Origin of the sequence: Paenibacillus sp. 23TSA30-6 (assembly GCF_014858585.1) — a bacterium.
Classification (GTDB): Bacteria; Bacillota; Bacilli; order Paenibacillales; family Paenibacillaceae; genus Paenibacillus.
Window position 1 is genome coordinate 155,121 of sequence record NZ_SLTL01000011.1, and the last position, 22,852, is coordinate 177,972.

Annotated in this window: 16 protein-coding genes; 5 read left to right on the top strand and 11 right to left on the bottom strand. The window is 46.7% G+C overall.

Translation table 11 applies throughout. The annotated features are described in order from the left end of the window. Positions 1-185 precede the first annotated feature (185 nt). From E0698_RS12750 to E0698_RS12775, 6 genes are all read right to left on the bottom strand, one after another. Positions 186-2,153: a BglG family transcription antiterminator gene (locus tag E0698_RS12750; RefSeq protein WP_192511801.1), complete on the bottom strand. Its 1,968-nt coding sequence runs from the start codon at positions 2,151-2,153 to the stop codon at positions 186-188. Between the two features lie 46 nt (positions 2,154-2,199). Next, on the bottom strand, positions 2,200-4,893 hold the full coding sequence (mngB, locus tag E0698_RS12755) for a mannosylglycerate hydrolase (RefSeq protein WP_192511802.1): 2,694 nt from the start codon (positions 4,891-4,893) through the stop codon (positions 2,200-2,202). A 233-nt stretch (positions 4,894-5,126) separates the two neighbouring features. Continuing rightward, complete coding sequence (locus E0698_RS12760) at positions 5,127-6,242, bottom strand: PTS fructose transporter subunit IIC (RefSeq protein WP_192511803.1); 1,116 nt, start codon at positions 6,240-6,242, stop codon at positions 5,127-5,129. 115 nt (positions 6,243-6,357) lie between these two features. Further along, positions 6,358-6,675, bottom strand: coding sequence for a PTS fructose transporter subunit IIB (locus tag E0698_RS12765; RefSeq protein ID WP_149095436.1), 318 nt, complete (start codon positions 6,673-6,675; stop codon positions 6,358-6,360). After that, a complete protein-coding gene (locus tag E0698_RS12770) occupies positions 6,675-7,130 on the bottom strand; it encodes a PTS sugar transporter subunit IIA (protein WP_192511804.1) in 456 nt (151 codons plus the stop codon). Before E0698_RS12770 ends, E0698_RS12765 begins: the two co-directional genes overlap by 1 nt. Before the next feature lie 171 nt (positions 7,131-7,301). After that, positions 7,302-8,195, bottom strand: coding sequence for an AraC family transcriptional regulator (locus E0698_RS12775; protein WP_192511805.1), 894 nt, complete (start codon positions 8,193-8,195; stop codon positions 7,302-7,304). 130 nt (positions 8,196-8,325) lie between these two features. Here E0698_RS12775 and E0698_RS12780 point away from each other — a divergent pair, with 130 nt between their 5' ends. Next, entirely contained in the window at positions 8,326-10,587 is a 2,262-nt protein-coding gene (locus E0698_RS12780) for a glycoside hydrolase family 127 protein (RefSeq protein WP_192511806.1), read from the top strand. Between the two features lie 93 nt (positions 10,588-10,680). On the opposite strand, the gene E0698_RS12785 is transcribed toward E0698_RS12780, so the two are convergent. Continuing rightward, positions 10,681-11,763, bottom strand: coding sequence for an RDD family protein (locus E0698_RS12785; protein ID WP_443146911.1), 1,083 nt, complete (start codon positions 11,761-11,763; stop codon positions 10,681-10,683). A gap of 35 nt (positions 11,764-11,798) precedes the next feature. After that, the gene (locus E0698_RS12790) at positions 11,799-12,677 is read right to left on the bottom strand and encodes a LysR family transcriptional regulator (RefSeq protein ID WP_192511807.1); all 879 of its coding nucleotides are present in this window, start codon (positions 12,675-12,677) and stop codon (positions 11,799-11,801) included. 135 nt (positions 12,678-12,812) lie between these two features. Here E0698_RS12790 and E0698_RS12795 point away from each other — a divergent pair, with 135 nt between their 5' ends. Next, complete coding sequence (locus E0698_RS12795) at positions 12,813-13,802, top strand: zinc-binding dehydrogenase (RefSeq protein ID WP_134911607.1); 990 nt, start codon at positions 12,813-12,815, stop codon at positions 13,800-13,802. A gap of 85 nt (positions 13,803-13,887) precedes the next feature. Here E0698_RS12795 and E0698_RS12800 read toward each other — a convergent pair whose 3' ends face one another. From E0698_RS12800 to E0698_RS12810, 3 genes are all read right to left on the bottom strand, one after another. Then, on the bottom strand, positions 13,888-15,279 hold the full coding sequence (locus E0698_RS12800) for an MATE family efflux transporter (protein ID WP_192511808.1): 1,392 nt from the start codon (positions 15,277-15,279) through the stop codon (positions 13,888-13,890). Between the two features lie 276 nt (positions 15,280-15,555). Next, positions 15,556-16,923 (bottom strand): MFS transporter, encoded by a 1,368-nt coding sequence (locus E0698_RS12805; RefSeq protein WP_192511809.1) that lies wholly within the window; start codon positions 16,921-16,923, stop codon positions 15,556-15,558. Between the two features lie 27 nt (positions 16,924-16,950). Continuing rightward, positions 16,951-18,894, bottom strand: a complete 1,944-nt coding sequence (locus E0698_RS12810) for a glycoside hydrolase family 127 protein (RefSeq protein ID WP_192511810.1) — start codon at positions 18,892-18,894, stop codon at positions 16,951-16,953. 197 nt (positions 18,895-19,091) lie between these two features. Between E0698_RS12810 and E0698_RS12815 the strand changes: the two genes are divergently transcribed. From E0698_RS12815 to E0698_RS12825, 3 genes are all read left to right on the top strand, one after another. Next, positions 19,092-19,967, top strand: coding sequence for a helix-turn-helix transcriptional regulator (locus E0698_RS12815; protein ID WP_192511811.1), 876 nt, complete (start codon positions 19,092-19,094; stop codon positions 19,965-19,967). Positions 19,968-20,080: 113 nt separating this feature from the next. Further along, positions 20,081-21,481 carry a phytase gene (locus tag E0698_RS12820; protein ID WP_192511812.1) on the top strand — a complete coding sequence of 467 codons (1,401 nt, stop codon included), beginning with the start codon at positions 20,081-20,083 and terminating at the stop codon, positions 21,479-21,481. 475 nt (positions 21,482-21,956) lie between these two features. Beyond that, complete coding sequence (locus tag E0698_RS12825; RefSeq protein WP_192511813.1) at positions 21,957-22,409, top strand: VOC family protein; 453 nt, start codon at positions 21,957-21,959, stop codon at positions 22,407-22,409. The last annotated feature ends 443 nt before the right edge of the window (positions 22,410-22,852 follow it).

Genomic DNA, 22,852 nt, shown 5'->3' on the forward strand with positions numbered 1-22,852 from the left:
AGAATTATATCACAGGATGAAGATTCGGTAATTGATTCGATGAGTGGTGTATATTAGGATCATTTTATTAATAACTCCAAAAAAACAAAGTGGGAAAGGAGTCGCAGCTCCTTTCCCACTTTGTCAACAGCCCCTTTGGGGTCCCTTTTTTCGTTTCATATGAAAGAGGATAATGTGTTCAGCCTTCAATGAAAATCATTGCTCTTGACTGCAAGTACCTGACGGGCGATTAGCATAAAGGCATCGAAGGAGTGGCAATGCTTTAATCGTTCCAGCGTTTCTTCTTGACGAATCAGCTCTACAAACAGATCGTAAATCCCCATCGCCTGCTCGTAGTCCTCTTTGCAGATCGAAAGCAGGAATACAACATGAACCTCATGGTTGGCATCCCATTGAATCGGCTTTTCCAGCAGACACACGCTTACGACCGTCCGGTTAGAGCTAAGCTCCAAAGGATGGGGAATCGCCATACCTCGATCCAGAGCCGTAGATCCCAGCTTCTCCCTCTCCATGACTGCTGGCAGGAACTTGTCAGTTACAACTCCTTTTTGCCTCAAAATACCGCTCATTTCTTCAATCAGAGCATCTTTATTCGGCCGATCGGATCGGGTCATAAATAAGTCCTGGTCAAAATACCGCAGCAGCGAAATTTCCTGTTCCTCATCGCTGGCACGCACCATCCGCGTGATCGTCTCCATATCCCGTTCCGAAGGAATCGGGCTAATCACCGCCGACGGTTTATCCTTACGCTGCTGCAAGTGGATCGTGGATACGATCAAATCCTCGTCGACAGTAGGCATTTCCTCGTATTCTCGAAGTGAAACCACCCGCGATACATCCAGCTCAGCGAAAAGCGAACGCAACCTGGATTCCAAAATCCGGGCGGTTCCGTAGCCGGAGCCACACACCAGCAACACGGTTTTACGACGCCGATGTGGGATATTGTATTTGCGTTCCAAAGCAGCTCCAATATGAAGCGCCAAATAACCAATTTCGTTATCGTTGATTTCATACGGGAACGATTTTTGCAGTTCTTTTACTGCACCGACCGTGATTTCATAAGCAAGCGGGTAATACTTGCGAATATGCCCAAGCAACGGATTACGCATGTTCATGCCATGCTCCAGCCGGGTCAGCATCGGTTTCAGATGCACAAACAAGTCCCGGGACAGCCGTTCATCGTCACGCAAATCATAGGTGAAGCGCTCGTAGACAAATGTCAGCATCTCGCGCACAGCCAGGAAGAGACGGTCAGACTGGAGACGTTCCCACTCGGTTTCGGCCATCTTTTTGCTGACGATATGCAGCAGGACATAATCCAGTTCCCCTGAAGGACAGGTGATGTCAAAAGCCTCCTCCATCTCACTCAAAATGGCAGTAGCCAATTCAATATCTCGCTGACCGCCTGCCACCTTTTCAAAGCGCTCCAATCCTTGCCCTTCCTTCACTCGTAGTACCATAACCGCCAGATGGGTGATCAGGTCCTTCAGCGCCAAATCCGCCATCTTGATGCCGTTGGGACGCAGATGCTTCAAAATAATTGCACGGATTCGCGGTAAATCCAGCCCCTGAAACAGTTGTTGCTGTTCCAAAGGCATACCGCTGCGTTGTCCTTCTTCATCGCGTACATCGGCATACTCAGCGAGACAGTAACGGATACTTTTCTCTTCCCCGACCACCTTCACGCCATATCCCGGCTTGGTGCGCAGGGTGAGAGCATAATCATCCAGAATCCGCCGGATAATTTTAAAATCATTATTCATGGTCGCCCGGCTAATGTACAGTTCATCGGCAAGGTCTTCCATCTTCACGTATTCTCCCGTATTCAGCAGCTTGAATAGCTCATACCTTATGCGTTCTTCCGGTGCTCCCGGTAGCCGCCCGCTTACCTCCGTTTCTTCCTGACCTTCCTCAGCGAATAAACGGTATCTTTCGGGATCAACGACCATGATTGTATAGCCGCTACCCTTCTTGGATTCCAGACGTGCTCCATATTCATTCAGAATACCGCCCAGTTTTTTGAGATCATCACGGACCGTTCGCTCCGTGACCTCCAGCCGCTCGGACAGCGCTTTGGTGGTCCAAGACCAGCCTTGATCGTTTCCACTGACGAGCTGGTACAGCTTTTTCAAGCGTTTGTAAGGAAAAATCATGTAGATTCAAGACCTCCTTTCCAATAAACCATGTTTTGTTTCCGCGTTACTTCGACTCAGGCGTCACCAGTACCGTCAACAGCTTGCAATGCTCCAACTCCGGCAATGGTGCACCTTCAGCATCCGATGAGGCCAACGTTTCTCCCTTGGAGCGCTCATCCAGCGAAGCCAGCTCGTAGTGGGCCGATTCACCAAAAGCGATCCGTCCGATTGCATTCTTCTCTAAATAAGGATTAAATACACGCACAATATATCCATCCGTATGCTCTGCTTTCTTGAATGCACTCAGGATCACATTCGAATCCTCGCTAAAGGAAAGCAGGCTGTAGTTTTGCTCAAATATTCTTTCTTCGTCACGGAAGGCGAAAATTAAACGACCATTCAGGAAGTCAGACAACTGGTAGCTGGTCAATGGCGTTAAATATTCCTTGGCCGCTTTAGCTATATTGGCTTCATCAAAACCGGACTCATGCACATGCAGGGCAAAAGTGAATGAAAGCTCGCCAATGAGCTGCGCATCTGGCGTTTCTACGATCTTTTCTCCCGAAGCGCGTCCCGGGCGATATAGCAGATTTTCCTTGCCCATAAACCCGAAAGTACGGAATAACGTCAGCGCTATTGTATCATGCTCTGAGCCTATGATTTCATATTCCCGTACACCTCCGGTCAGCACCGCTACTCCACGGGAACCATCGTTCAGCGCAGCATAGCTTTGCAGAGCCTCAATCGTGATCGGTTTTTCTGTCCACTGCTCACGTTCCCACACCTCTACTTCTTCCAGCGTTGTTGGACGGGCAATGACTCCGAACGGTTGATCCGCAATAGAAAGCTTGGAAGCAATCCCGGTGTCAAATAGCACCCGCAGACGGTGACTCAGCACGCGATTGTCCACATCTACCGAGAAACGGATCAGACGCTCGCCTTTACGCAGGGAGACGGATGCCTGTAGCGGCAGTTCCGCAGAGATTATGGCAGCGGCGCGTTCATTCAAATCGTACGGAACCTTTAGCTTCATACGGAGGGACAGCTCCTCGGCTACCGGACTTTTAGAGGTGATAGTCTCTACATCAGCACCGAGCGAAGAAACCGTAAGGTCACGTTCCGGCGGAGAATAGTTATAGGAATCTCCGTCATCCCCATTTTCCTCAAACACCATCTGATCCGCGTACACACGTCCCGAGATTTTATCCGTAATGCTTAATGCCCCGTTCTCCTGTACAGCTACGCTATAAAATTCGTTTTCAATACAGTTTCCATTACTGCGTTCTGCCGTGGCATCCCCGGTCGAACTGAAATCAAATACAATCTGCGTATATCCCATAGCAGGTATTTCCTGAAGCTCTGCCAGAAGCTTTGCACGGAATACACGTTCAGGCAGATACACTTTTTTGCTCGGATTCAGGTAAATATGCTGACCAAGCACGTAATCCGTCTGTTCCACTTTTTCGGTAATCGTATACGGAAGCTGCTGTCCGTTCGTATCCCGAATCACAAAGCTTCCTTCCGGTAAATAAGCATCAATCTCTGTAACGCCCTTACGCGGATAAGGCAATGTGTTAAAGATGGTGAAGGCGAATGTCTCCTCCTGTTTAATCTTTGAAGCAATCAGGCGCTTATGCAGATCCAGCAGATTTTCCGCGATATCCCGCGCCTGCTTGTAGCGAAAAGCCACATCCCGGTTCGTCGTGTCACTGTTGCAGCCACCGATGCTGTCATGGGCAGCATTTTCAAACATCAGCTTCCAGATATCCTTCACGATATGATGCGGATATTCATGTCCCAGCGCATGACTGATTGACAGGACTGGCTCCAGCGTATTTACGATTAAATTTTCAATATAGTTATTTTGCTGCTTGAGGTCAGCTCGCGTAGAAAAGATCGACTTATGGATGCGCATATGCTTCGCTTCCATAAGCTCTCCTTCCAGCACAGGAAGATCGCTGCTGTCCTTTTCAATTTCTTCAAGGAAACGCTCCGGCTCATTCATCACATATTCCCGTTCCGGGTCAAGCTCGTTGAACTTGCGGATCAGCTCCGGCAGATTCAGGCGGACAGGCGCTTGGTCGAAGCCGTTCGGAAAATAAACATGGCGAGTGGACGCTTTTTCCTCCAGCGCGCCGATTTGGCTGTCCAGATATGCTTCAAGTTCTCCGGGTTCCTCCGGAATATTACCGCCATAGTAGTACCCGAACGGTATTTGAACCGCAAACACCTGACTCCCATCCGAGCCCTTCCACAAAAATTCGGTTTTCGGGTTCGTATTGTCTGCTACACCGCGCCAGAACAGAAAATGGCGAATGCCGAACTCCTGATAAATTTGCGGCATCTGCGCCGACTGACCGAAAGCATCCGGCACATAACCAACCTTCATCGCATGACCATATTTCTGCGCTGTCTCCATACCGTAGTACAGATTGCGAACCATGGATTCACCGGAAATGACTAGCTGATCCGTCTGCGTATACCACGGCCCGGTCATCAGGCGCTTGTCCGTCACAAGGCTGCGAATGCGTTCCTCGTCTTCGGGACACCATTTGATGTAATCATCCAGTAAGGACCCTTGGGCATCCAGCAGGTAATACTTGAATTCGTCCACATTTTCTAATGCATCCAGCACTTCTTTCACATGCTTTACCAAGTAAACTTTGGATCTGGAAGTGGTAAAGTACCACTCCCGATCCCAGTGAGTATGTGGAATGACATGCACTTTCGTACGGTTCATATCTCTATCTCCCTCCATGTTATCTATCTTCTATTTATATAAGCTGAACTTAAAAGTTTCATATTGTGCCACTGCGCAGTCGGATGATGCTTCCCATCGCCACCGCCCCCGGATTTCTGGAATAAAGCCTATAATCAGAGTAGAAATCCGGGGACAAAAGCGACCGCTTCGCTTGTACAGCACCATTCCGTCTACTTCGTTTTAATGTGCATTTTTCGAATTCAACTTATCTAGTGAAGTTCAGGAAAAATTCAGTCAAATACCAGTTCGATGTCTTCTCCATTTTTCTTGACGGATGCTTCCTTCGTATCTGCCTGCTGCTTTTCTTCCTCACGGAAGTTGACGAGCAGGGTTCCCGCTACAATGATTAAAGCTCCCGTAATCCCTCCTGCGAGATAAGCAAACGGAGTACCTACAGATATCGCGCCATACAGGCCGCCGATTGGAGGCATGATGACATGTGCGCCCAACAAAGCTGTTAATGCCGCACCTGCCGCACAGGCAATCATGTTCAGTGGAATCAGCTTGGCAGGGTTGCGCAACGTAAAAGGAATAGCCCCTTCGGTAATTCCAATAACGCCCATGATGACCGAGCCTTTTCCAGCTTCCCGATACGTTTTGGAAAAACGATGCTTCAGAATCAGAGTCGCAAGTCCATAGCCCAATGGTGGAATACAGATGGCAATGTTTACGAAAATATTAGGCAAATATACACCTGACAGGAATAACGCATTTCCCGCCATCCAGGCTGCTTTATTGACAGGTCCGCCAAGGTCGAACCCGATCATGGCTCCCAAAATCAGGGCAAGTACGAGGGTGCTGGTTCCGCTTTCACTCATATGCTTAATCCAGTTAACCAGTCCTTCGTTAATCGCACTGAGCGGTCCCCCCAGGATGACGGACATGAGAATCCCCGTTAAGCCTACGGTAATGAGCGGTAAAATAATCAGTGGAACAGAACCAGCGGCTGGGCCTGTGATTTTCACTTTATTTTTCACCCACAGGGTTAGGTATCCGGCAAAGAACCCGGCAACGAGCGCGCCCAGAAAACCAGCGTTCGTTTCCTGTGCCAGTACGCCACCAATCAGCCCCGCAGCAAGCGCAGGCTTATCGGCAATCGAGTAGGCGATATATCCGGCCAGCACCATGTTCAGCAGCCCAATTCCGCGCCAGCCGACATTTTCCATCAAGTATAAAATATGAAGAAATCCGCTTTTATCGGCATAGGGGCCGAAGTCCGTGACCCCCATCGTCAGTCCAATAATTTTACACACCGCAACAATCAGGGAACCTGCAATAATAACCGGCAAAAGGTAGGAAATGCCTGTCATTAGATGCTTTCTAGCTTCACTCAGCCATTTTTTCATCATGTTCTCTCCTATCTTGAAAACTACTGTTATCCAAAGGCTAATCGGTTGTTATTCAAGGCAGCTACGCTGCTTTCTTTTTTACTACATGTCGCTGTTCCCTGTAGCCTTAGCCTTATTTTTGAGCAGATATGGCTTCCACCGCTTTGGTGAGAACCGCTTCCGCATTGTTGACCGCATGACCGATTTTGACGCGAACGATCCGTTTATCCTCAAAACGCTCCGCATCCTTTACCGTCTGGTCCGAGGCAATCAGTACAAAATCCGCTGCTGCAATCTCTTCCTCCGTAAGCTTGTTCACCTGGCCTAGCGCACCCTGCTGTTCCACTTTAATGTTGTGACCGAGCTGTGCTGCTGCTTTTTCCAGTGCTTTTGCCGCCATGGGAGTATGAGCCAAACCTGCTATACACGATGTAACGCTTACGATTTTCATTATGACACCAACCCTTCTGTATATTGTTCGAGCAAATGATACACATCGTCGCTGCTCTTGGCACCCGCTACTGCCTCTTTGAAGGAATCCTCCAATAGAAGGGTTGCGAGTGAGGAAATAATTTGCAAATGGGATACATCCACGGAGCCTTTGGGCACCAAAATACTGAAAATATACTGGACAGGCTTACCGTCATGAGATGCCCAATCAATACTATCTTGCAATCGGATAACCAGAACTGCTGGTCTTGTGACTGCTTCGCTCTGCGTATGAGGTATGGCAAACTGATCCTGAAGGCCCGTCGAATATACCTTCTCCCTTTCCCACAAATCCTGCACCAGCTGCTCTCTATGGACGGTGACACCCAGCTTCTCAGCCTCTTGGGCAATAAATTCAAATACAGCCGATTTTGTCTCCAGCTTCTTATCCAGATAAATCTGTTCTCTAGTAATCATGGTGGATGTCTCTCCTCCCTTCTATCTATAAGTGAAACGCTTACAAGTTCATTCTAGCCCACTCCCCGCTAATGTTTTACCTATAAAATTTCCCTATCCAAGCGGAAATGCATTAGAGTTAATTTTTGGGAATGGAAAAGAAAAAAAGTGCACTAGGCTTTTGGCTTGCCGTCAGACTTTGTTCATAAATGTTTTGTGATAAGCATTCCGGTACTGCGAAGGGGTCATATTCACTATTTTTTTAAACATACGCATAAAGTACTTCTCATCCGTATATCCCGCTTCTTCCGCAATCTGCCTAATGCTCATATCTGTACGGGAAATCAGCTCCTTGGCTTTATTGATACGGATGCTGTGAATGAACTCCAAGGGCCGCATACCTGTATTTTGCTTGAACAAACGGGATATATAATCCTTGTTGTAGTTGAATTTTCGGGCTAAATCCGTCACGGTTATGGGTTCTTCCGCATGAATACGGGTCCACTCGATAATCTTGTTGAAGCTCACATTCCCCTGTGGGCTTGCGGGACTGGAGATCAAGCGGCTGAGGGCCAGCTCAGATATCTCGATCAGCAGCGAGGTGAACAGATAATTTACACTGTGATACGTAAGATAGTGCGAATTGGCTACGTGCAGAATCTGATTGACGATAATATGAATCCGGTCTCCATTGCCTGCGCGTACACATTGCGGTATATAGATATCCCGTACAAAACCATGGCGCTGCAAATGAGCATCCATAACACGGGTCTCCTGCTTCATTTCTTCATGGGATAATACATTTGGGGTCGTGGGAACATCGAAGTGAAACCAGTAAAATGTAACTCCCGGCACCGATTCCTGGTATCCTCCATGCGTACAACCGGGATAAAGCAATAGAATATCCCCTTCCCCTACCTCAAAATGCTCCTGTTCCTCCCGTATATATACCGTCTCCCGCACACCAAGGATCAGCTCAAAGTTCTCAATGGAACGGCTCATATGCTTCCAGGGCACCTCGGAAACAAACTCGCCTGCCGAGATTAGTTGAATGGGAGCATCTACATTGACTTTCAGATAGGTCATGTTATCGCCTCTTTAGCTTCATGTTCGGATTTGTCCACCCATTGTATGGTTAAGCTACTGACATACCGCGATGGCAATGCTAATGTAGTGGAGAAATATACACTTTCATCTTAGCTAAGGAGCGATGATTTTGAAAGCAGAAGCTTTTGACTTGCATAACGTAAGCATTGATTCCGGCCCACTTTTACATGCTATGGAACTGAACGCGGCCTATCTGTTGAGTTTGGAACCCGACCGTCTATTATCGCGCTTTCGTGAATATGCAGGACTGGAGCCCAAAGCGGCTCACTATGAAGGCTGGGAATCCCGCGGCATTAGCGGGCATACCCTCGGTCACTATCTGTCCGGCTGCTCGCTGATGTTTGCCTCAACGGGTGACGAAAAGCTGCTTGAACGAGTACATTATGTCATCGACGAGCTGGAAATATGCCAAAACAATCATGGAAACGGATACATTTCCGGTATTCCGCGTGGGAAAGAGCTTTTCGAGGAAGTGAAGGCTGGCGATATACGCTCGCAAGGCTTTGATCTGAACGGAGGCTGGGTGCCGCTATACACCATGCATAAACTCTTCGCAGGCTTGCGGGATGCCCATCTGCTCGCGCATCATCCCAAGGCTTTGCAGATGGAAATCAAACTCGGTGACTGGCTGGAGGATGTATTCCAAGGGCTGAACGATGATCAGGTGCAGCAGGTGCTTCATTGCGAGTTTGGCGGCATGAACGAGGTGCTGACGGATCTGGCCGAACATTCCGGGGAAGAGCGCTTCTTGAAGCTGGCGGAACGCTTTTATCATGGGGAAGTGCTGAACGATCTGGCAGAAAACCACGATACGCTGGCAGGACGACATGCCAATACCCAAATTCCCAAAATCATTGGCGCTGCACGGCAATATGAAATGACCGGAAAACCGCAATATGCGGATCTCTCCCGCTTTTTCTGGGATCGGGTTGTTCACAAGCATTCCTATGTCATTGGCGGCAATAGCTATAATGAGCATTTTGGGGAGCCGGGGAAGCTGAATGACCGTCTGGGCGAAGGCACCTGTGAAACCTGTAACACCTACAACATGCTGAAATTAACGAGGCATATGTTCGAATGGGACGCATATGCAGCGTATGCAGACTACTATGAACGGGCAATGTTCAATCATATTCTGGCTTCACAGCAACCTATCGATGGACGTGTATGCTACTTTGTATCGCTGGAAATGGGAGGGCACAAGTCCTTCAATTCTCAATATGAGGATTTTACATGTTGTGTCGGGTCCGGTATGGAAAGCCACTCCATGTACGGTACTGCAATCTATTTTCACACGCCAAAAACGATCTATGTCAATCAATATGTCCCTTCTACCGTGACGTGGGATGAGATGGGCGTACAGCTCAAACAAGAGACTCTCTTTCCGCAAAATGGTCGGGGAACGCTGCGCGTCATCAGCAAGGAACCCAAATCCTTCGCGATCAAGCTAAGATGCCCGCATTGGGCGGAACAAGGTATAATCATCAAAATCAACGGGGAAGAGTTTGCCGCGGAGGCTTGCCCTACCAGCTATGTTGTAATCGAACGGGAATGGAACGATGGGGATACGGTCGAGTATGACATTCCCATGACGGTGAGAGTCGAGGAAATGCCGGATAATCCGCGCCGGATTGCTTTTATGTATGGGCCGCTTGTGCTGGCTGGAGACCTTGGGCCCGTAGAACAGGAGTCCAACGAAGAGCATCTGCTTGCGTCTGTTCTGGTCGGAGCAACTGATTCGTTGACCTCGAAGCTGGTTCCTGACGGGAACAAGCCAAATGTGTTCCGGATGAACGATTTAGGGTATGTCGGAGACTTGGAGCTTCGCCCGTTTTATCAGATGTATGATCGTTCTTATACTGTTTACTGGGACCTCTTTTCCAAGGAAGAATGGGCGTCAACAGAGGCGGAATACCGTACTGCGTTAGCCTATCAGTTGCAGCTCGAACGACTTACGGTGGATGTTGTGCAGCCTGCTGAAATGCAGCCAGAACGGGATCATGCCTTTACGGGCGAACATGTGAGTCTGGGCTCTATCTATAACCGTAAATATCGTGATACCTGGCCTGGGGGCTGGTTTTCTTTTGTCATGAAGATTCTTCCGGATGAGCCCGTCCAATTAGCGGTGACTTATCTCAAGGATGCTGACCGCCCTTATCTTGACTTTGATATCATCGCAGATGGACAAATTTTAGAAGAAGGCAAGCTGGAGTCCGAGGAAATGAACAAATTTGAGACCTTCGTCTATGAGCTTCCTCTGTCCGTGACGGCTCAAAAGGATGAAGTTACGATCCAGTTCAAAGCCCATCCACTAGGCAAGGTTGCGAAGGTCACGGGATTGCGGGTAATTCGACATTCTAATGCGGGATAAAATGACTTATATACAAGAAAAGCAGACGCTCCTGTGAGCCGTCTGCTTTTTCTGCTTACTGCGCGCTGTATAGCTTAACATCATAGGTAGAGCCTAATGCTTAACTTCACGAAAACTGTTTCTAATCTTGCGCAATTCTTGCTGTGATCGACCATATCGAGAGGCGTACGTCCAGGCAAGCACTTGATGATAATGCGAAGGAGTCTCTATCGTAGTCACGTTATACATAACTGGAGTATCTTCCACTTCTCCTTTTAATGTAAATTCAATAGCAGGATAGCCGTTTACCACGATGTTGGAAGCCTTTCCCGATTCAGGGGTTGTAAGCCCTGATTCTATATGGCCCTGAATGATCTGTTTATACTCTTGAAGAGTCATACTGCTGTCGAAATCGCTTTTCGGTTCAGACAATACAATCAAGTATCTTTCTGTAAATTCATTTTTAATGGAGATATCCGCATCCTCATTAATCGTATAATCCCGTGACCAGCTCCACGGAGCCGTAACTTCAAACTGATTGTCCTTACTGACAAAAACGTCGGGCTTGGTTACTTGTGTGATGAGAGAAGAAATAAGGGATACAGCAAAGATGGCCGAAGTGATTGTCATCAGGATGATTGCCCCTGCAAAAATCCCGGTTTTCTTTCTTCCCACAGCTCTCAGATCCCGTACCTTTACAACATATGTACCCGCAGCCATATCACCCAGCCGTTGTTTTTTGGGTGTCGCCAGCACACATATACCTGCAGGTAATCCCCAGAAAAGCAGCGGATTCGTATCCACCAGATGTATGGCGGTGCGGATCAACGATTTAACGATACCCGGCGAGCTTCCTTCCCCATTCACAACTTGAATACGAAGAAGATATTTGCCCAGCGTGTAGCCTGTAAGTCCTTCCAGTAAGAGATAATAGCAGAAGGAGCCGATCAGGAAGATACCCACAACCATAACGATATTGGGACTTTCGGCAGCAGCTATCTTTTTCGCTGCAAAATAAACCAGTCCTCCATATCCAAAAACGATAAGGATGAAGTCAATCATCCAGGCAGCCCATCTTCTGAAAAAAATAGAGGCTCCGTATGTTGCTGATAACACAGCCATCCTGTCCGGCTCGGGTCGAATATAGCTCCCATTGACTACATGCTCACCCGGTACTACGGTGGATGGATGTTTCATTAAATCATGTTCTTCCAAATCATACACCTCTAATGTCAAATTAAATCCTCATTCAGTATAGCATCCCTTTTCATCCAGTGAAGCAAGCCTGACAGCGCACTGGAGCAAACGGAATCCCGCCGATGAACAAACCACACCTCCAATTTCCGATATTTTTCAGGCAGACGATGTGAAGCAATACTTCCCGTTTCCTCCGCCTTCGCAATCGAGGATTGTGGCAGCATGGACACTCCCAGACCAGAAGCTACACCACCCAGAATCACTTCCAATGTTCCAAATTCCATAATCTGATAGGCATTAATACCTGTTTCGCTCAAAAAACTTTCCGCTCTTGCCCGATGTGTGCAGCCCACGTCGAAAAACAGCATAGGCTTGGCAAGCAGCTCGCCCATGTTCTTGTTCCCAGGTTCCGAGATAAGCACCAATTCCTCTTCATAGGCCGCAACATGGTCTATATGCGGATCATCGACAGGCCCATAGACGAAGGCCCCATCTAATTCATAATTCAATACCTTTTGTACGAGATCATGCGTGCCGCCTGTCAAAAGGGATAGTTGGACATCCGGGTATTGTGAGTGGTATTCCGCCAATAATGAAGTCAAATGCGTGACCGCCGCTGTCTCAATCGAGCCCAATCGCAAAGGTCCCGTAGGATGGTCCGAATATTGAGTGGACTTTACAGCCTCGTCCAGCAAGGTCAGGATTGTATCCGCATATCCCAACAGATTCTCTCCTGCTGGCGTTAGCGTCATTCCGCGATTAGATCGACGAAAAAGCGGTACGTTCAATTGTGCCTCAAGCTGCTGAATCCGGGAGGTCACATTGGACTGTACATAGTTCAAAACCTGCGCAGCCTTCGTGATACTGCCCTCGCGAGCAACAGCCTGAAATATTTTCAAATCACTGCTTTCCATATATACGTCACCTGCTTGGTATGATCATTTATGATACTCACGTTCGATTTTGTTCATTTTACCGGATGCTTATCGCTCTGTACAATTCAATATACATGCAAATGCATCTCAATTCGAACCACGGGAGGTTTTACAATGAAAGCGATGATACATGCCAGCAAAAACGGCCTTGAGGGCCTTATGTATAAAGAAGTTACGGACAGACAGCCGGGGCACGACGAAGTGAAGGTAAGGCTCCAAGCCGCAGGATTGAATCATCGAGATCTATTCCTCATGGCGGATCGAACCGCCAACGATGCTCCACTCATTCTCGGGTCGGATGGCGCAGGCGTGATCGAGGCTGTGGGCGATGGCGTCCCAATCTCGCTGGTAGGCACCGATGTAATCATTAATCCATGTATCGGATGGGAGCATACGCACCACATTCCCTTGGTTCCAGCCATTCTGGGCGGACCTTCAGACGGGACATTTGCTGAATCGGTTATCATCCCCGTCCAAAATGCCGTCCGCAAGCCAGCTTACCTATCTTGGGACGAAGCAGGGGTGCTGCCTTTGTCTGCCTTGACCGCTTACCGCGCTCTCTTTACCAGAGGCCAATTACAGCAGGGTGAGCATGTCCTCATTCCCGGTATTGGCGGCGGTGTAGCCACGTATGCCATGCTTATGGCTTTAGCGGCGGGCGCACGGGTCAGCGTCACATCACGTAGCGAAGCGAAAAGACAAGCTGCCCTCGCCCATGGCGCAAATCATGCATTTGACAGCCATGGCGATTGGAAAGAAAGTGTGAACGGAGACGCCGTGGATCTGATCCTTGACAGTATCGGCCCTGCTACGTTCGACAAATACATGGAAATCCTCAAACCGAACGGTCGAATCGTTACATTTGGCGCAAGCTCAGGAGATCGAATAGAGATTCCGCTGCGGTCTATATTTTTCCCTCAAATCAGCATCATCGGTACCTCCATGGGCAGCGGCGAGGAATTCGCAGATATGCTTCAATTCATGGAGCGCCATGCACTCCATCCAATTATAGATAGCGTATTCCCTTTACAAGACACGGCACAAGCCTTCCACCGTATGCAGCAGGGAGCACAGTTAGGTAATATAGGGATCAGGATGAAGTAAGAGCCTGAACGAAGTACAGGAAGAAAAAAATCCACTACTATAAAATGCCTTCATCCAGAAGTCAATTTTATGGTAGTGGACCTACTCAGTCGATCAAACGATGCTGGACCCATTTGTTGCCATGGAAGCGCCAAAGGAAAACGATCCCCCGCACGCCCCATTCAATATCCATAGCCAGCCAGACACCAACAATCCCCAGATTGAACACAATGCCCAAAATATACCCAAGCACCACCCTGCACAACCACATGGACAGCATCGAGGTGAGGGACGTAAATTTCGAATCACCTGCTGCCCTAAGCGCAGAGGGTGTAATAAAGGCAATGGACCAGAGCGGAATCTGGGCCAACGTATTAATCAGTATGACAATGAAGATGTCATCTACGATTTCAGCAGGAGGATGAAACAGACCCACCATTGGCTTGAACAAAGGCATCAGGATTAATCCCATTACAATAAAAGAAGAAGACGCTAGCCAAATAAATGATTTGGTAAACTTGCGGGCATCCTCGACATTTCGACGACCCATACATTGACCAACTACAGTCACAATCGTAAGAGCCAAGGCATTCGCAGGAATTTGGAACACGTTAGCCAGTGATGAGCAAATGGCATTCGTCGCCAACGCATTTGTCCCCAGGCTCACAATGAAAATTTGGGTTAAAATTTTACCCCCATTGAAAAACATCTGTTCCGCTGCAAAAGGAAGTCCGATGAACAGAATCTTTTTAAGCATGGCCAGGTTAAAATAAAGCATATCTCTAAGCTGAACACGCAAGTCGTCATCTACCCTGACCAAATAGATCAACGCGCAGACTGCCCCTGCATATCTGGACACATTTACGGCAATCGTCATGCCCAGCACACCCATGTCCAATACATTAATGAATATTACATTTAAAAGCACGTACGAGAGGTTCATGATGAGAGAAAGAGCCAGCGATGCCCTCGTCTTCCCGATCCCCCTTAGCGCTCCACACACCGCCTCAACGATCGCAATCCCCACGAAAGACATACAGCTTCCCAGCAGATACACCTTACCGTTAGCTAATACATCAGCCGAGGCGGAGCCAAACAGAACACTTAAGATCGGATTGTACAGCAAGATCATAAACAGACTGATAGCTAAGGCCAGCAAGGAAACGGAGGAAATGGTACCGGATGCGGCTTTGGAGACCATCAGGTCGTTACCGCTACCCTTATACTGCGCAACGACAACCGTACCCCCGGTGGATACAGCAACAAACACATTAATCAAGAAAATATTCAGGGAATCAATCATATTCACCGCGCTGACCGCCGCCATACCCGATGAACTGATCATTGCCGTATTCACCAAATTAAGACCCACGATAAAAGCCTGATCGATCAGTAGAGGAATAAATAAAGCAATAATCTGTCGATAATCAATAGACTCTCCCGAAAAATGCCTATTCAGAAAGCCGTGTGTTCTCATCCTTACACTCAGTTGACTCATATCATCACATTCTTTTTATCAAATTGAAAAAAACCCTTCAACAGAAGAGCTTCCATGGCGAAAAAATGTATAAAGTTGCAAGGCTAGATGTATCTAGTTCTTGATTCTGTACACTTTTCTCTACATAGAAGTATCCCTCCAAATGAAAATCCTGTCAATGGTTTTACTCACATTTGAATAGAAAAAAACATAAAAACCTGCTCAGCTCAGTGAACAGGTTTTGAAGTAGCATTAATGTTTTACGATATGATTAAATCCTTGTTAAACGAATTACAATTACCTTCTCGCAATTAAATCCTGTTGAATGGATACTTCATTCTTTTCGAATTTTTTATACAAAAACATAGGAATGATGCCGATCAGGAAGATGATAAACGGTAGCCAGATAAAGCTGAACTGAATTCCAGACAACGCAGTAGGGGTTTGAACTTTCCCAGCGATGTAACCGGTACTGCCCATGATCCATGCTGGCAATAATCCGCCGATTCCGCTACCTGCTTTAATACAGAATGCGCTTCCAATGGAGGTCAGGAATCCACTTGCCCGAATACCATTTTTCCATTCCCCGTAATCGACTGTATCTGATAACATCGCAAACGGCATAGAACATGCAAAGCCTGATCCTAACGCACCAATAATCCAACCGATAATAATGAGGGTTAAGTCCGTACTTCCCATTAAAATCACAACCTGACCCAATGCAGCCAGGATCAATCCAATAATCATGATGCTGTTTTTACTTAATTTCCTGGCGAAAAACGGAATCAGAACCATCGAGATCAATTGTAATGAGGTCAGTCCGTTGATTAAAGGGACCAGGTCTTTGCTGTCCAGATTGTATTGCAGATAAAAGATAAGCGTGGCTGAACGGATATTCAAGCCAATCCAGTAGCACAAATTAGCAGCTACGACGAGCATCCAGGGCCAGTTTCGTTTGATGGCTGTAAAGCTCTTGGCAATGGGAATCGGCTTGGTTTTAACTCCTGCATTTTCTCGCAAATCAGCAAATGCTATCAAAAACATGATAATAGCCATGATTCCAAATAAAACGAGCGTTAGGGAAAAGCCCTTTTGATCATTTCCCTGCCCAAAGAAGGCCACCAAAGGCAACGTAAACGTCGTGGCTATGAAAAAGCCTACATTCCCCCCGACCATACGAAAGGAGTTCAATACGACGCGCTCGTTAGAGTTCGTGCTCAGGTTAGGCAGAATGGACGTAATGGGCGTACTGATTCCTGTATACAGGATACCGGCTATGATATAAGTGATCGCCGCGTACGCAATTTTTCCGGACTCACTCCAGTTGGGTGTTGTGAACGTAAGAACCATGAACACCGCAAACGGGATACATAACCATAGAAAATAAGGTCTACTCTGCCCGTATTTTGACTTGGTTCGGTCAATCAGGATGCCCCAGATCGGGGCATCAATGGCATCAATGAAGCGGGTGATAAATAGTAATGTCCCGGCAATCCCAATAGAAAGACCGAACACATCGGTATAAAAATATAATAGATAGCTGGAAATGACACAGTATAAAAGATTGCCCGCTGTATCTGTTAATGAATAGCTGATTTTACGATGAAAAGGAACGGTACTGTCTGCTTTCTCGGGTGGCTCCGTACTCACAATTCTCGTGCTCATGATCTCTTCTCTCCCCATACGAATGAATTATGATTCATAAACCCACACACGCATTTCTCCTTTATCCCGGTTGCACCAGGCGTAGTAAGGAATAGCTGTGATTTGTTGAGAAACCAATTCAGGGGGCTCCGAGCTATATAATGTCGGTGAACCTTTCACCCGATACCCCTCCGTGGTCAGCTTTACAATGCCACCAAGCAGGTTTTCGCTAAACTCTTCGGTAATGAGACTGTCCTTGGGCAACCTTAATCCCGCCAGGTTCTCCCCGTTATCCACTTCTTCCAGACAAAACACGATTGGGCCGCGTTGGAGAGCAACTTGCTGCTGATTCATGGAGACAAGAGGATTGCTCCGAATCCGTTCAACGGGCATAGCCAAATGCAGAGTTACCACATCACCGTCATTCCAGGTGCGTTGAATTTCTACATAGCCTTTTTCCAGATGGTGTAATGAAATGGTTTCTCCATTCACCTTCACCTCTGCCTGCTTGCACCACCCCGGAATCCGCAAAGCCCATGTAAACGAAGTCGGCTCTGCTGCATGAATCGAAAAGGTCAGGTCTGCATCCCATGGATAATGATGAGTTTGTGTAATTTCCACCTTTTGACCGGATAAAACCATGTTTACCTTGCTTGCAATATACAGATGTGTATACAACGTATCCTCGGTTTGGGTATACATATTGTCTTCGACCGATGCGATCATGCGCGCTAAATTGGGCGGACAGCACGCACAGAAGAACCATTTTTGCCGTTCTGTTTTTACGTGCTCCTGATCTTTTCTGGATTTTTGAAAAGGATTAACTTCCAGTGGGTTTACGTAGAAAAATCGTTTCCCATCCAGATCCATCCCACTAATCGTCCCATTGTACAGCGCACGCTCCAGCACATCGGCATATTTCCGGTCTGGCGCTAAGCGCAGCATACGATTGGCCCAAAAGGCCAGCCCTACAGAGGCACAGGTTTCGCAGTACATGCTGTCATTCGGGAGATCATGACTGCAAGTGAACGCTTCTGCATTTACAGAAGAGCCTATGCCGGCGGTAATGTACATTTTTCGGTTCGTGACATCGTCCCACAGGGTTTCACAGGCTTTTAAAAGGGAGGCATCTCCTGTTTTCGCAGCCAAATCTGCCATTGCAATATACAGATACACCGCTCTTACGGCATGACCGACGGCCTCTGTTTGTTTCCGAACAGGCTTGTGTGCCTGCTGGTATTCAAAGCCTAAGCCAAAATTAATGTTGTTATCATCATTCCAGGTGGGCTCTGTTTGAATTTGTTTTCTGTTCTCTCGTTCCTCTTCAAAATAAATCGGGTGCTGCCCCCGCTGTTCGATAAAATATTGTGCTAATTTTAAATACTTATCATTTTCAGTCACATCATATAATTTGATCAAAGCCAGCTCGATTTCTTCATGCCCAGGGTAGCCTTTTCGTTTGCCCTCTTCCGTACCAAAAATCTGCTGGATCAGGTCCACGTATTTCTCCATAATGTGAAGAAACTTCGTTTTGCCTGTCGTTTCGTAATAGGCGACCGCCGCTTCTATAAAATGTCCCGCACAATATAGCTCATGGTTATCGCGTAAGTTGGTCCAACGATTGTTGGGCTCTTTCAGCAAATAATACGTATTCAAATATCCATCTTCAGCTTGAGCTCTTCCCAGCAGCGCAATCACTTCATCCGCCCGTTCTTCAAGTTCAGGGTTCGGATGATCCCTTAAACTAAACGCCACCGTTTCCAGCCATTTGGCAATATCACTATCTTGGAAAACGGTTCCATAATACTCCCCGCTGGATTCACCAGCCGCAATTTTAAAGTTTTCAATCGCATGACTGGGTTCTGTATCTGGTAACTCATCGTTTAATGCTTTCCACTGATAAGGAATGACCTCTTCTGCCACAACCTGCTTATACTTTTTCCAAAATGAATCCTCAACGACGACATGTTTTACTGGCTTTGCTGTTTTCATTGGATAAACATCCCTTCCCGAAAATAGAACGCTTTCATTTTTGAAAAAATAAGGATAAAGTAAAGATAAATACCCGGCCAAGCTAACCTGTGCTTCCCTTGCTACAGTCCTTATTTTATCAACCTGAATTTATAAAAAAAATCGCAATCTTTAACTAAAAGTTATACGATTTCACACACATAAAGGAGCTGGCTTCCATGAGCAAAACCGACTTTTTGTCCTTTCTTGTCCCTCCACTGCCTTATTTCATTGAGGGGAATATTACTACATACCAAAAAGGGGATTGGCACCCGAATCGTTATAATCTGGGTTATTTTGACGTTATTATTGTCAAGGAAGGTCTGTTGCACATAGGCGAGGAGGATGAAGCGTGGAAGGTAACTGAAAATTACGCTCTCATTCTTGAGCCGGATAAACACCATTTTCCCATTGAGGCATGTACAGAACAAACCTCCTTTTACTGGTTCCACTTTCAAACCAATAGCACATGGTGCGCACAATCCTCGCCCGATCTTATTGTACCTAGCACCCCCATTCCCGAGCTGCATTTTCATTCAGAACATACGACCATCCATTTGCCCAAAATTCAAAAAGTGGTGAATCCACATGAGCTATTTTCCAAGCTGGACTACTTGTTATCCTCTACTTTAAAACCTAGAAAGCTGGCACTATGGGAGGCCCAACAGACGTTTGTGAATATTTTTCAAAGTTTGGAGCATGATCAGAATAATAAAGACAGCTCCTCTAAGTTAGCGGAACAGATCGAAATTCACCTGAAACAGAATTACAAAAATGCGATCACCAACAAAGACCTGGAAGCCCATTTTCACGTACATCAAAACTATCTCGCCAGATGCATGAAGACCGCTTTCCACCGTACGCCGCTTGAATATTTAATGGATTATCGTCTGGATCAAGGACGCAGTCTCCTGCTGCAAACCGACTGGTCCGTCCAACAAATCACAGAAGAAACAGGGTTCTCCCAAGCTAGCTATTTTTCCAAATGCTTTAAACAAAAATTCGGTATGTCACCGAAAAACTATAGACAACAATATTGGAAGCCGACTCATTGAATCGAAAAATGTACAGGCATTACATCTCCTTTACATCCTTAACATACTCCCGTTATATTGCCCCTTTATACTGAGTCAGCTATAGATTCTACATCGTGAAAAGGGGTATACATATGAAGACAACCAAACTAGCCCTGTTGACAGTCTTGGCCGGGGCTTTGATATCACCTGCTGAAATAACCAAGGCGGCAGACGTTCAGTCATCCGGGTATGCACCGCTGCGAACACAGGCGGAAAAAATGGGAGCGGTCATTACATGGGACAGTGACGACAAGTCTGCTGCGGTCAAGCTGAAAAACGGCATTGTCGGCACCTTTACCGTCGGTGAGAAGACCTATCGTCTGGCAGGCCAAACCGGAGAAGCAGATCGCGAAATCAAGATGGTCGGCGGGAATTTATATCTTCCGGCAAAGCTGCTTGCCACGCTTGAGACAGAAAACAGCAAATATGCTGATCCCAAAGACGCAGTTCCTACCTACAAGGTTACCCCTACTGCTGAGACAGAAGCAGTGGAGGATGGAGATGACGCGGCCGACGACCCTGCTATCTGGCTCAATCCGGCGGACCCGGAGAAAAGTAGACTTGTAGCGACCAATAAAGGCGGCGGAATTCTGGTCTATGATCTGCAAGGCAAGCAATTACAGAACTATAAGGTCGGCAAAATGAACAACGTGGATATCCGTTACGGTTTTACACTGGGCGGCAAAAAGATTGATATTGCAGGAGCAACCAATCGCACCAACAACACCGTTGATATCTTTGCCATTGACGGGGTATCAGGAACGTTAACAAACGTGGTTGGCCAGCCTATTAAATCATCTATGAAAGAAGTGTACGGATTCAGCTTGTACCATAGCCTCAAGACAGATAAGTTTTACGCACTCGTTTTGGGCAAAGAGGGTGAATTTGAACAATATGAGCTGACGGACAACGGAAATGGCAAAATAGCTGGTAAGCTGGTCCGCCAGTTCAAGCTCGCTACGCAATCCGAGGGCATGGTGGCTGATGATGAATATGGCACGGTCTACATCGCTGAAGAGGATCACGCCATTTGGAAATATGATGCCGAGCCAGATGGTTCCTCCGATCTGCTACGACGTGTAGATGTTGCAGACGGGCGCAGACTTCAGGATGATATAGAGGGACTTACATTGTATTACGGCAAAGACGGCAAGGGGTATCTCATCGCCTCCAGCCAAGGAAACAGCAGCTATGCGATCTATGAACGACAAGGCGACAATGCTTATATAAGCAACTTTACGATCAGCGCCAGCCCTACAATCGACGGTACCTCTGTTACAGACGGTATTGATGTTCTTGGCTATGGATTAGGCAAGAACTTCCCGCACGGTATCTTCGTTGTACAAGATGATGAAAATCTTCAAAACGGCAAAAAGCTGAATCAGAATTTTAAAATGGTGCTTTGGGAGCAGATCGCCAAGGGCGCACGCATCCCGCTATCGATAGACGATGGCATCAACCCGCGTGAATTGGTAAACAGAAGCACGAAGTAATGCCTGTCAGGGAAATCCGCTCAACTATCAGAAGAAAATAAAATTCTAGACTGAAAAATAAAGTGTAAGACTAGGCAAATAAAGTTGTAGACTGAGAAAATATAGTATTATACTGACGATGCTTCATTAAGCTAACTGGCAGGATAGTTTAATGATCAAAAATAATAAGCAGGAGATAATATCGTAACTCCGAATTGTTAAAGTATAAAAATATTAGGAGTTTAGAAAAGGGGTATCTACGTAATTTTATTACGTAAAACGATCTTATTACGGTAATTACGAATTGAATTTCGTAGAATAAAAGTTAATATGACATATCCGAAAACCAAATTTCACATTTTACTATACTGTGACTTATCTTTGTTATCATGAACTGTGACCAGATGTTAATCGTTTGGAAGGAATTAGTAATTCTTGATAGAATAAATATGCAGATGATCAGGCAATAAAATTGTACACATTAGGAGATAAAACTATGGCAAAAAACAAATTACTAAGAATGGACAATGTTGGCATCGTTGTAGAATCCCTTGATGACGCAATCTCTTTCTTCGAGGAGATTGGCTTGAAGCTCGAAGGGCGAGCTACTGTCGAAGGTGAATGGGCTGGTCGCGTAACCGGGCTGGGTTCACAGTGTGTAGAGATTGCTATGATGGTTACCCCAGATGGCCACAGCCGACTTGAACTTTCGCGATTTCTCACCCCACCTACTATATCAGATCACCGAACTGCTCCTGTAAATACCCTCGGTTATCTACGCGTCATGTTCACCGTTGAAGACATTGACGAAATGGTATCCAGACTCACTAAGTATGGTGCTCAGCTCGTTGGCGAAGTGGTTCAGTACGAGGACTCGTATCGGCTCTGCTACATTCGTGGAAATGAAGGACTTCTAATCGGTTTGGCGGAACAACTCGGTAATAAATAAGTGCCGTTTAAAAGAAGACTTAACTGAAATATACATTACTAGAGTAAAAATAGAAACAGAAAAGCAGTGTGAAAGTATCTCGAAGAAGTCGGGTGCATCATATAAGCACCACATTCACGTTCCGGGTCTGGGCGATCCTCGGTCTCGGAAACAAGGAACGAGGAAGTAATTGCCGGGACACATCCGCACCGACTAACCGCATCGCGGCCGGCAGCAAGCTGCCTTAACTCGGTGGGACTTCGTGATGCATGAACTTTAACGGAAATCAATGCAAAACCAAATTAAAGGGACTCAACTAACGAGGAACTTTAGTTCAATGAATCAAGGGGCAGTTGCGATCCGGCAGCTGCTCTATTTTTCATTAAGCTCCCTCAATATGATTTAGTTTTCTCACTCAGGCTCATGAATTCGCAGGATTTCACCCTTAGCTAAGTGTGAGGTAA